This is a genomic window from uncultured Bifidobacterium sp. (genome assembly GCF_945269915.1).
Classification (GTDB): domain Bacteria; phylum Actinomycetota; class Actinomycetes; order Actinomycetales; family Bifidobacteriaceae; genus Bombiscardovia; species Bombiscardovia indica.
On the sequence record NZ_CALYOY010000008.1, the window covers coordinates 49567 to 60582 of the forward strand.

Genomic DNA, 11016 nt, shown 5'->3' on the forward strand with positions numbered 1-11016 from the left:
AACACAGCAGGTGGTCCACACAGATGAGAACATTTCAACCGGTCATTTTGGGCAGTGACATCAACGCCTACGGAATGGCCCGGGCCTTCCACGAGGCCTACGGATTGGTTTCGACCGCGTTCGCCCATTCCCAGCTCTCGCCCACCAAGTACAGCCGGATCATCGACGTCCACCTGGTCAGGGACTTCACCAGGTCCCGGGTCTTCGTCCAGGCCCTGACCGACTGGGCCAGGGAATACCTGCAGGAGCACCCCGGCACCACCCTCCTCCTCCTGCCCTGCGGGGACACCTATGCCAACCTCCTTGACCAGGTCGGCGCCCCCCTACACCGGTACTTCGTTTTCAACGCCATCGATGCCGACCTGAACCGCAGGCTCAGTCTGAAGTCCTCCTTCTACGACCTCTGCGATGAGTACGACCTCCCCCACCCCCTGACCAAGTGCGTGGACAGGGCGGGCGTGGAGGCCGGCGAGCACAGGAACCTCCCCTTCGACTACCCCGTGGCCATGAAACCGGCCGACAGCGATGAGTGGTTGGGCATTGATTTCCCCGGCCGCAAGAAGGCCTTCATCATCCAGGACCCGGACGAGCTGGACACCATGATCCGCCGGGCCTACCAGGCCGGGTACACCGACCGGATGGTCATCCAGGACTTCATCCCCGGGGGCGACGAGAACATGCGGGTCCTCAACGCCTACGTGGATCAGCATCACCAGGTCAGGATGATGTTCCTGGGCCACCCCCTCCTTGAGGACCCGACCCCGGAGGCCGTGGGGAACTATGCGGCCATCGTCCCCGATTACAACCAGGACATCTTCGACCGGATCAAGACCTTCCTGGAAGACATTGACTACCGCGGGGTGGCCAACTTCGATATGAAGTACGATCCGCGCGACAAGACCTTCAAGCTATTCGAGATCAATCTGCGCCAGGGACGGAGCAGCTACGTGGTGACCCTGAACGGGTTCAACCTGGCCCGGTACTTCGTCGATGACCTGGTCGAGGACACACCCTTCGACGGCCACACCGTCTTCGGTCGTGGACACAGGCTCTGGATGGAGATCCCCAGGGACCTCTTCCGCACATACACCCAGCCCTCCAAGGAGAAGGACCACGCCCTGGCCATGATCAAGCGGGGCGACTGGGGCACCACCCTGGAATACCGGAAGGACATGAACCCCCTGCGCTGGCTGATGGTACGGCACATGTTCTCCATCTACCGCAAGCGTTACGCCCGATACTACAAGAACAAGGGGGACCTGGCATGAGGAACTTCTTCGCTGTTCTGGGAGGGATGGGCACCCTGGCCACGGAGAGCTTCGTGCGCGTCCTCGACAGGGAGACGCACGCCACCTGCGACCAGGAGTTCCTGGATTACGTGGTCTTCAACCACGCCTCCATACCCGACCGAACCGACTTCATCCTTGGGCGGAGCGGGGACGACCCCTACCCATACCTGGCCGAGGACGTGGACCAGGCCACCCGGATGGGGGCCGCCTTCATGGTCATGGCCTGCAATACGGCCCACCTGGTCCTGCCTCGCCTCCAGGCCCTGACACCCGTACCCATCATGGACATGCCCCAGGAGACCATCGACTGGGCCCTGGACCACTTTCCCCCCTCGACCCATCCGCGGATGGGATACATGGGGACCGAAGGCTCTCGGCATGCGGCCATTTACCAGAATCCGGCAGACAGGTCCGGCTATGAACTGGTCGACCCCGACCAGGACCTCCAGGACAGGGTCAGCGCCCTGATCTACGAGGACGTCAAAGAGGGGCACCTGGACCGGGGGCGCTACCTGGGTGTGGTCCGGGAGTTCCTGGACAGGTACCGCTGTGACACGGTCCTCCTGGGGTGTACGGAACTGTCGGTCCTGAACGAGGTCTTCCCCATGCCGGACCTGCCCATCGTGGACTCACAGGCCGTCCTGGCCCTTTCCGCCGTGCACCGTGCCAAGGGGCTCAGGGTTCGGGAATCCTCCTCCCGTTGACCCTGGAATTCGCTCACTGAAGCTGGAATCTGACGGTTTACCCTGTGGCCTGTTCCCTGTCGAGCTTCTGGGAGATGACGGCCGTGACCCCATCCCCCCGCATGGTGATGCCATAGAGGGCGTCGGCGATGCTCATGGTCCGCTGCTGGTGGGTGACGACGATCAGCTGGGCGTGCTCGCGGAGCTGCTCGAAGGCCTTGATCAGCCTGGTCAGGTTCACATCATCCAGGGCGGCCTCCACCTCGTCCATGACGTAGAAGGGGCTGGGACGGGCCGTGAAGATGGCGAAGAGGAGGGCCAGGGCCGTCAGCGAGCGCTCCCCGCCAGAGAGGAGGGAGAGCTGCCTGACCTTCTTCCCGGCCGGACTGGCCTCGACCAGGACCCCGGTGGTCAGGAGGTCGTCCGGGTTTTCCAGACGCAGGCGACCGGTGCCTCCGGGAAAGAGGGTGGCGAACATCCGCTCGAAGGCATCGGCCGTATCATTGAAAGCATCCTTGAAGACCTGGACCATGGTCCGATCCAGGTCCTTGACCAGGTTCATCAGGTCATCCCGGGACTTGACCACGTCCTCCCGCTGCTCGTCCAGGTAACGGTTGCGGGTCTGGAGGGCTTCATACTCCTCGGTGGCCAGGGGGTTGACCTTGCCCAGGGCCGCCAGGTCCCGCTTGGCCTTCTGAAGCCGCTTGACCTGTTCGGCGCGAACATAGGGCACGGTCTTGCAGGGTCGACCATCAGCCAGGCCAGGTTCCTCGCCGTCAGCACCGGAACCGGCGCTACCGGAGCCTGGTCCGGTTTCATCGGCACCGGTTTCGGCACCATCGGTGCCGGCTCCTGATTCCGGGTCGGGCCCATATTCATCCAGGGGAACGGGATTGCCCTCGTCGTCCAGGACGGGCACCGGTTTGTCGGGCCCGTACTCACCGATGAGCTTGTCGACCTCCATGCCCAGATCGTCGTGGATCCGCTGTCTGAGCTGGCCATCCTCGGTGGCCAGGCGCTCCCTGGTCAGGTCTAGGGTGTGCTCACGGTCCTGCAGGCTGTCCACCTCGGGCTCCATCCCGTCGCGTTCCCTGCGCAGAGAGACAAGTTCCTGGTCATGGGCGCAGACCTGCTCCTGAAGGCGCTCCCGCTCCCGGGTGGCGGCCTCCATGCTCCGGGTGACCAGGATGGCCAGACGGCGGGCCTGGGAGGCTATGCCCTGAAGGGTCTTTACCTCCTGATGCCGTTGCTCGTTCTCTTTCCGCTGGCGCTCACGACGCTGCCGGGCCTGGTCGGCCTGGTCCCTGAGGAGTTCGGCCTGCCTGGTCAGTGAGGCGGCCTTCCGATCGGCCTCCTTCCAGGTCATCCGGGTCTCCATCTCCTGGGCACGAGCCTGGTCCAGGGTTCCTTCCAGCTCCCTCGACCGCCGGTCCATGTCGTCAAGGTCGATCTGGTCATGTCCGCTGACCTCGGCCTTGGCCAGGCCCGATTTCAGGTCATCCAGTTTCAAGGTGTGCATGTGGATCTGGTCCTGGGCCTGGTCCTTGCGCTCCTTCAGGGTTTGGAACCTGGAATTGATCTGGGCCACCTGGGTCCTGGCTGCTGCCAGGTCGCGGGCCGACTGCTCGGCCTTGAGCCTGGCCTCGGTCTGCCGGTTCCGGGCCTCCTCCACCAAGGCGTTGGCCTGGTCCAGGGCCTTCCGGGCCTGAATCACCCCGGGCGCCAGTGCTTCAAGCTCCTGCCCCAGCTCTTCGGCCTCGGCCAGGGCCTTATCGCGACGGGCGACCAGGGCCAGGTCGCTGGCGGCCCGTGAGGAGCCTCCCACAGCCCCCACCCGATCGAAGAGGTCGCCCTCACGGGTCACCGCCCGATCACAGCCACCGGTGCCCAGTGCATCCAGGGCGGCCTGACCGTCCTCCACGGCCGCCGTCCGGGACAGGAGAAGGCGGATGGCGGCCAGCACCTTCTCGGTTTGGGGCCGCCCCGCCTTGGGGACTGCCTTACGCGGCTTGACCAGGGAGGCCGCAGAGGTGAAGCCATCCCCTCCCTGGACTTCATCCTGGGCCGCTTCTGCTCCTACCACATCAATCGGCACCAGGAGGGCGGCCTTGCCCAGCCTGTCCTCCCGGGCCCGGTCCAGGGCCTTGAGCATGGTGCCCGGCCCATCCACGACGATCGCCCCGGCATAGTCGCGCAGGGCATGGGCAAGGGGTTCCTCCCAGCCCTCCTCCACCTGGACGAAGTCGGTGACGGACCCCAGGAAGGCCAGGTCATCCTGGCCGGTCAGCTGGTCCGAGGCATTCCGGCCTTCAATGGTGTCGGTCAGGGCATCGGCCTTGGCCTTCAGGGAGATGATCCGGGCATCAAGGAGCCGCTGCCGCTCCTCCAGGGCGTCCAGGTCCTGTCGTGCCTCGGACCTGGCTTCCCGGGCCGTCTCCATTCCCTGGGGGTTCTCCTGGTCCGTGTCCTGGGCGTCCGCCTCCAGGACTTCCAGCCTTTGCCTGGCCTGATCCGCATCCCTGGTCAGCCCCTCCTCCTGCTGGTCGAAGTCATCCTTGCGCCGCCGGGCCAGGTCCAGGGCGGATTCCTCCTTGTCCACCATCTGACGGAGGGCGCTCAGCTTGGCGTCACGCTGCCTGGCATTCTGACGCAACTCGGTCAGGGTCTGGCGGAGAACGGCCAGCTGTTTCTCCTGGTCGGCCCTGGCCTGGACGGCCTTGTCCAGTGCTATGCGGGCCTGGGAGACCCGACCCTCCTGGTCCCCGGCCTGGTCCTCGAGTTCCTTGGCACGCCCTCGCAGAATATCCGGGTCCTCCCCCGGATGGTCGACGATGCGCCCCTGGAGCGATCGGACCCGCTCATCCGCCAGGGAGGCCATGGACCGGAACCGTTCCTGGAGCTGGGTCAGGTCGTGCCAGACCTGGTTGATCCGCTCCATCTGAGGATTGGATCTGCTGGTCACCGACTCCACCTGTTCGATGCGCAGCTTGATCCGTGCCAGGTCGCGCTGGCGACCGGTCAGATCCTGCCTGACCCGCCCCATCTCCTGACGGACCGCAGCCAGTCCCTCCTGTGATTTCAGGGCGTCCTCGGCATCGATCCTGGCCTGGGCGTCGCGCAGGGAGACCTGGATCTTGTCGGCCCGGCGGGAAACCTTGGCCTGGCGTCCCAGCGGCCCCAGCTGGCGGTGAATCTCCCCGATCAGGTCATCCAGGCGGGAGAGGTTGGTTTCGGTGTTGGCCAGCTTGCGCAGGGCGCGTTCCTTGCGCTTGCGGTGTTTCAGGATTCCGGCGGCCTCTTCGATGAAGGCCCGGTGCCCGCCGGGATCGGCCCTGAGTATCTCGTCCAGGCGGCCCTGACCGACGATGACGTGCATCTGCTGACCCAGACCCGTGTCGCTCAGGAGGTCCTGGATGTCCAGGAGACGGCAGGCCGACCCGTTGATGGCATACTCGGATCCACCGTTGCGGTAGATGGTCCTGGAGATGGTCACCTCGGTGTAGTCGATGTCCAGGGCGCGGTCGGTGTTGTCGATGGTCAGGGTCACCTGTGCGCGGCCCAGGGGCGGTCTGGAGGAGGTTCCGGCGAAGATCACGTCCTCCATGGATGAACCACGCAGGCTCTTGGCCCCCTGCTCCCCCATGACCCAGGCCAGGGCGTCCACGATGTTGGACTTGCCCGACCCGTTGGGGCCCACCACGGCCGTGATGCCGGGCTCGAACCGGAGAGTCGTGGCCGAGGCGAAAGACTTGAACCCCTTGAGCGTCAGCTCCTTGAGGTACATCAGGCACGCTCCGACTTGGGCTTGGCCAGATCCGGGTCGTGGTGCTCCTTGAGAAGGGTCCGGGCATCGCCCGCCGTGACGAAGCTGCCGCAGATCAGGACCCCCCTGCCGTAGCCCAGGCCGGTTTCGTCGTCGGCATCGACCATGTCGACGGCCTCCTGGATGGCATCAGGGAGGGAGTCCCGCCTGATGACCCGGTCCGGACCGAAGACACGCCTGGCGATCTTCTCCAGGTCCTCGGCCGGCATGACCCTGTCCCGCCAGGAGTTCTCGGTGACGACGATCTGGTTCAGGATGGGCTCCAGGATGCCCAGGTAGTCCTCAACCTGTTTGTCGGCCATCATGGCCACCACCCCGACCAGTTGCTCGAAGTGGTAGTTCTCCTCTATGGCGGCCCTCAGGGACTGTGCGGCGTTCAGGTTGTGCCCGCCGTCGATGATGATGGTGGGCGAGGTACGGATCTGCTCGATGCGGCCGGGGATCCTGACCCGGCTCAGGGCCTCGTCCACCAGGTCCTGGTTGAGGGTGCCGTTGACGGGGATGACGGTCTCGGCCGCAGCCAGGGCGGCCAGGGCGTTGTGGGCCTGGTGGGACCCGAACTTGTCGATGGGCACCTCGTCGTACTCCCCGTTCGGGGTGCGCAGGGTGGCCACCTGACCACCCACGGCGGGCATCCGGGAGACCACCTCCAGCTCCTGGCCATCGCGGAGGGTCTGCGCGGCACCATGTTTCCGGGCGGCTGCCTCGATGATCGGCATGACGGCCTCTTCATGGGGCTGAGGGCCGACGATGACGGTGGAGCCCCGTTTGATGATCCCGGCCTTCTCGGTGGCTATCTGCTCGACCGTATCGCCCAGCCACTGCATGTGGTCCATGTCGATCGGGCCGATGATGGCCGCGTCCGCATCCAGTACATTGGTGGCGTCCCAGAGTCCGCCCATGCCGACCTCGACCACGGCCACGTCGACCGGGGCATCCGCGAAGGCCCAAACGGCCATGGCTGTCAGGACCTCGAAGAAGCTCATCCGGGCCCGACCCTCCTTGGCGAACCTCTCATCGACCATGGCGATGAAGTCTTCAATCTGCTGGTATACATCCACGAAGTCCTCATCCGAGAGCTCCTGGCCGTCGATGGCTATCCGCTCATTGATACGCTCCAGATGCGGCGAGGTATAGAGACCCGTCCTCAGGCCGTAGGTGCGGACGATGGCCTCGGCCATCCTGGCCGTGGAACCCTTTCCGTTGGTCCCGGTGATATGGACGACCCGGAAGCTGTGCTCGGGGTGTCCCATGAGGTCCAGAATCAGGTTCATCCGGTCCAGATCCAGATTGGTGGTATCATGCTCGGACGGACGCGACATGATGGCGCGCTCCACCTCGCGAATACCCTTCCCCTCGCTATTGGGATGTTCGAATGACATACTCAGCCCTTGCTCCTGCTCCCGTGTGGTACCGACCCTGCCTATTCTATGCGGCAGGGCGGTCCGGACAAGCCTTCATCCCTTAGGGCCGAGCGGCTGGCCCTTCCCCTGCATCCCCCCCCCCCGAGGCCGATGGCCGATTGTACCCGGCCCGCCACATGCCGATCTCCGCGTTCATCAGCGCCGGGCACTAGCATGGAGCACAGCAGCTGAGACCCCGAGCCCCTGCGCCATGGGCATGCATAGGCTCGCTGAAACGGGTCACGAACCTGACGATCCAAGGAGGCAGGGCATGGTGATGACACCGGCAGACAAGGAACAGAACGACACCGACCTGGGCAATGTCGACGTGAATGAACAGGACATGAGCGACCGGGTCAACAACCGCACACTCCGGCCCAACTCCCCCGCCTTCCAGAAATTCATGACCACCGGCTGGCAGGCCCAGGAACCCGCGGTGGAGCCTCTGGAATCCAGCAGGTTCATCGGTCGCCGCCTGAAGGAACTGGGCCGTCGCTTCCCCGGCGAACGCCTGGTCATCCCGGCGGGTGACTACAAGACCCGCAACAATGACAACGACTACGCCTTCCGCCCCGACACCACCTTCGCCTACTACACCGGCCTGGGCGAAGACTTCGAGCCCGGCTCGGTCCTGGTCCTGGACCCGGTGGACCCCCACAGCGAGGAAGCCAAGGCGGGCCGCACCCACACGCCCGAGCTCTTCGTCCACCCCAGGGCCGACCAGTCCACCCGGGACTACTACCGGTCATCCCAGTACGGGGAGTACTGGGTGGGCCCCAGGGCGGGCCTGAAGGAGCTGGCCGTCATGACCGGCATCCCCACCCGCGACATCGCCGCCTTCCCCGATGCCATCGCCAAGGATCTGGGACCCGATGAGGGGGCAGTCAGAATCCGTGCGATCCGCACCGCCGACGCACGGGTCTGCGACCAGGTGGAGGCCGCCCGCAAGGCCAGTGGAATCGGCGGTCCCGACAGGAACCGCGCCGCGGACGAGAAACTCGAAGAGTTCACCTCCGAGGCCAGGATGATCAAGGACTCCTATGAGGTGGGTGAGATGCGCAAGGCGATCTCGGCCACCAAGGACGGGTTCGACAGGATTCTGGCCCGCCTCCCCCAGGTGGTCGGACGGCCCCGTTCAGAGCGGATGCTGGAGGGTGTCTTCAATGCCAACGCCCGCGAGGAGGGCAACGATGTGGGATACGGGTCCATCATCGCCTCCGGATCTCACGCCCCCATCCTCCATTGGATGCGCAACAACGGGACCGTCAAAGAGGGTGACCTCCTCCTGATCGACGCAGGTGTCGAGGTGAACAGCCTCTATACTGCGGACATCACCAGGACCTTCCCGGTGGGTGGCACCTTCAGCCCCCTTCAGAAACGGATCTACGAGACCGTGCTCAAGGCCCAGCAGGCGGGGTTCGATGCCGCCCGGCCCGGAGCCACCTACTCCGACATCCACCATGCCGTCATGCGGGTCCTGGCCGAGGCCCTCCACGAGTGGGGGATACTCAAGGTCAGCGTCGAGGAGTCCCTCTCCCCCCAGGGCCAGCAGCACCGTCGCTGGCACGCCTGCGGGTGCGCCCACCACCTGGGGCTGGACGTGCACGACTGTGCCGAGGCCCGCTACGAGTCCTACCAGGGGGCACCCATCACCCCCGGTATGATCTTCACAATCGAGCCCGGTCTCTACTTCAAGGAGAACGACCTCCTGGTGCCGCCAGAGTTCCGAGGAATCGGTGTCCGCATCGAGGACGACATCCTGATGACCGAAGAGGGCCCCGAATGGCTCTCCGCCGCCATCCCCAAGACCGTGGAGGATGTCCAGGACTGGATGGGCAGCCAGGCGGACCGGAACGGCCGGGGCAGGAACTGACCCATGCCCACCCCCGACTTCGTCCTGGACCTGCGCCGTTCCATCGGCCATGACCTGCTCTGGCTGAACGGGGTGACCGGATTCGTGGAGGATGACCAGGGCCGCATCCTGATGGGCCGGCGTTCCGACACCGGCCAGTGGGCCCTGGTCTACGGCATCAACGAGCCCGGTGAGGATCCCGCCGACACCGTGGCCAGAGAGGTCAGGGAGGAGACCGGGGTGGACGTGGTCGTCACCGACCTGGTGGCGGTCACCTCATCCCGTGAGGTCATCACCTACGCCAACGGGGACCGGACCATGTACATGGACCATCTCTTCATCTGCAGGCCCGACCCGGACGGGAACAGGATACCCTTCGTGGGCGACGAGGAGAGCCTCTCGGTGGGCTGGTTCAGCCCGGACCATCTCCCCAGCCCACTGGCCAAGAGCACCGCGGACCGTATGGCCAGGGTCCGCACCTACCGTGAACGCCTGCGCTCCGGTGACGCCCATGCCCTCTTCATCTTCGACGGTCAGGAGAGACCCTCATAGAAGGAACCGGGAAGGCTGCAACCACCGTTTTCTCTCAGGGGTGTTCAGGCACAAATCTCAGGGTTTTTTCAGGGGAGAATCAGGGGGTTCACCGATACCATCTGCAGCTGACCAATGCTTGACTTGAAGGATGAGCCTTACGATTCGACCCCGGCAGCGTGCCTCCCGGACCGGCAACCAGACGAGTACCCCCCTCCGGAATGTCCATGCAACCGGAATGAGCATACCGACGGACCATCCTGGTCAGGCCGGCCAGCCCTATCAACCTGTCCGACCGGGCCACAGGCGACCCGGTCTTGGGGATGGAAGTGCCGCGGGAGGGGAATCGAGCGGCCCCTCCGTGGTTGCCAGCGACATTTCCCTGGTAGTCTCTCCCAGAAAGGGTGACTCCCTGACCATCCTCGACCATATCGATTTCCAGGCCTGGCCCGGCCAGGTCACGGGGATAGTCGGCCCCTCGGGAAGTGGGAAGTCCTCCCTCCTCTACTGCCTGGCGGGATTGGAGGAGGTGACCGAGGGGAGCGTATCCCTTCTGGGAAAGGAGATCACCCACATGCGGGTTGCCTCCCTGACCCGGTTCCGACGCAGGCATCTGGGATTCGTCTTCCAGTCCTACAACCTGATCACCAGCATGACCGTGGAGGAGAATCTGGCCCTCCCCTTCACCCTGCGGGGATCCTTCCTGCCAAGGAAGAAGGCCGACGACCTCCTGCGCTATTTCGGCCTGGCGGAGCAGAAGAAGCAGAGCGTGACCCTCCTCTCCGGGGGAGAGCAGCAGCGGGTGGCCCTGGCCCGGGTCCTCCTTTCGGATGCCGACATCGTCTTCGCCGACGAGCCCACCGGGGCACTGGACCGGGAATCCGGGGACAGGGTCATCACGATCCTTGCCAACCTGGCCAGACGGTCCGGAAAGACCGTGGTCCTGGTGACGCACAGTGCGGAGGTGGCCGACCACTGCGACCGCATCGTGGAGGTACGGGACGGAAGACTGGGGCGGGCTGGCGGAGAGGCGGTGGCCTGAATTGAGAAGAAGCCTATCGGAACTCAAAGCCGCCCCCCTGGTATGGGTGGGCGTCTGGCTGTCCATGATTGCGTCACAGACCATGCTCTGTTCCATATTCGCCGTCCACGCGGTCATCGACATGGACTATCACGGTCGCAATGCCGACGATATGGCTTCCAACGTCACGAGCGTTCCCATGGTATTCACCGTCGTGGCCGCGGTCCTCGTCCTACTCTGGGTCATCAGTAGCGCACTGGACCAGCGTCGGCATCAGCTGGCCCTCCTGGTCCTTCAGGGTGCCATGCCCTGGCAGCTTCTGGCCATGAACATCCTGGCCATCCTGATCCTCTTCATCCTGGCCGCCGTCGTCTCCTGCCTCCTGACACCCCTGGTCGCCCCGATCATCTGTGC

General features: G+C 64.9%; 8 protein-coding genes. 6 read left to right on the forward strand and 2 right to left on the reverse strand.

Going from position 1 to position 11016, the window contains the following annotated elements; all coding sequences use genetic code 11:
- The first annotated feature begins 23 nt into the window (after nucleotides 1-23).
- Together Q0K62_RS02720 and Q0K62_RS02725 are read left to right on the forward strand one after the other, a co-directional pair.
- The gene (locus tag Q0K62_RS02720; RefSeq protein ID WP_297316439.1) at nucleotides 24-1268 is read left to right on the forward strand and encodes a carboxylate--amine ligase; all 1245 of its coding nucleotides are present in this window, start codon (nucleotides 24-26) and stop codon (nucleotides 1266-1268) included.
- Entirely contained in the window at nucleotides 1265-1993 is a 729-nt protein-coding gene (locus tag Q0K62_RS02725; RefSeq protein ID WP_297316440.1) for an amino acid racemase, read from the forward strand. Before Q0K62_RS02720 ends, Q0K62_RS02725 begins: the two co-directional genes overlap by 4 nt.
- Nucleotides 1994-2030: 37 nt before the next feature.
- Here the strand turns inward: Q0K62_RS02725 and smc are convergent, their stop codons facing one another.
- Both smc and Q0K62_RS02735 read right to left on the reverse strand, forming a co-directional pair.
- Nucleotides 2031-5756 carry a chromosome segregation protein SMC gene (smc, locus tag Q0K62_RS02730; protein WP_297316441.1) on the reverse strand — a complete coding sequence of 1242 codons (3726 nt, stop codon included), beginning with the start codon at nucleotides 5754-5756 and terminating at the stop codon, nucleotides 2031-2033.
- Nucleotides 5756-7177 carry a folylpolyglutamate synthase/dihydrofolate synthase family protein gene (locus tag Q0K62_RS02735; RefSeq protein WP_297316442.1) on the reverse strand — a complete coding sequence of 474 codons (1422 nt, stop codon included), beginning with the start codon at nucleotides 7175-7177 and terminating at the stop codon, nucleotides 5756-5758. The genes smc and Q0K62_RS02735 overlap by 1 nt, the downstream gene beginning before the upstream one ends.
- Before the next feature lie 298 nt (nucleotides 7178-7475).
- Between Q0K62_RS02735 and Q0K62_RS02740 the strand changes: the two genes are divergently transcribed.
- From Q0K62_RS02740 to Q0K62_RS02755, 4 genes are all read left to right on the forward strand, one after another.
- Nucleotides 7476-9071, forward strand: coding sequence for an aminopeptidase P family protein (locus Q0K62_RS02740; RefSeq protein WP_297316443.1), 1596 nt, complete (start codon nucleotides 7476-7478; stop codon nucleotides 9069-9071).
- A gap of 3 nt (nucleotides 9072-9074) precedes the next feature.
- Nucleotides 9075-9602 carry an NUDIX domain-containing protein gene (locus tag Q0K62_RS02745; RefSeq protein ID WP_297316444.1) on the forward strand — a complete coding sequence of 176 codons (528 nt, stop codon included), beginning with the start codon at nucleotides 9075-9077 and terminating at the stop codon, nucleotides 9600-9602.
- Between the two features lie 340 nt (nucleotides 9603-9942).
- Nucleotides 9943-10623: an ABC transporter ATP-binding protein gene (locus tag Q0K62_RS02750; RefSeq protein WP_297316445.1), complete on the forward strand. Its 681-nt coding sequence runs from the start codon at nucleotides 9943-9945 to the stop codon at nucleotides 10621-10623.
- 1 nt (nucleotide 10624) lies between these two features.
- Nucleotides 10625-11016 (forward strand): FtsX-like permease family protein (locus Q0K62_RS02755; protein WP_297316446.1); only part of this gene is annotated, 392 nt, incomplete at its 3' end.

What these genes read in the sequence shown, in the direction of transcription:
- Q0K62_RS02720 (WP_297316439.1), top strand. Translation starts at nt 24, where the DNA reads ATGAGAACATTTCAACCGGTCATTTTGGGCAGTGACATCAACGCCTAC.
- Q0K62_RS02725 (WP_297316440.1), top strand. Translation starts at nt 1,265, where the DNA reads ATGAGGAACTTCTTCGCTGTTCTGGGAGGGATGGGCACCCTGGCCACG.
- Q0K62_RS02745 (WP_297316444.1), top strand. Translation starts at nt 9,075, where the DNA reads ATGCCCACCCCCGACTTCGTCCTGGACCTGCGCCGTTCCATCGGCCAT.
- Q0K62_RS02735 (WP_297316442.1), bottom strand. Translation starts at nt 7,177, where the DNA reads ATGTCATTCGAACATCCCAATAGCGAGGGGAAGGGTATTCGCGAGGTG.
- Q0K62_RS02740 (WP_297316443.1), top strand. Translation starts at nt 7,476, where the DNA reads ATGACACCGGCAGACAAGGAACAGAACGACACCGACCTGGGCAATGTC.
- smc (WP_297316441.1), bottom strand. Translation starts at nt 5,756, where the DNA reads ATGTACCTCAAGGAGCTGACGCTCAAGGGGTTCAAGTCTTTCGCCTCG.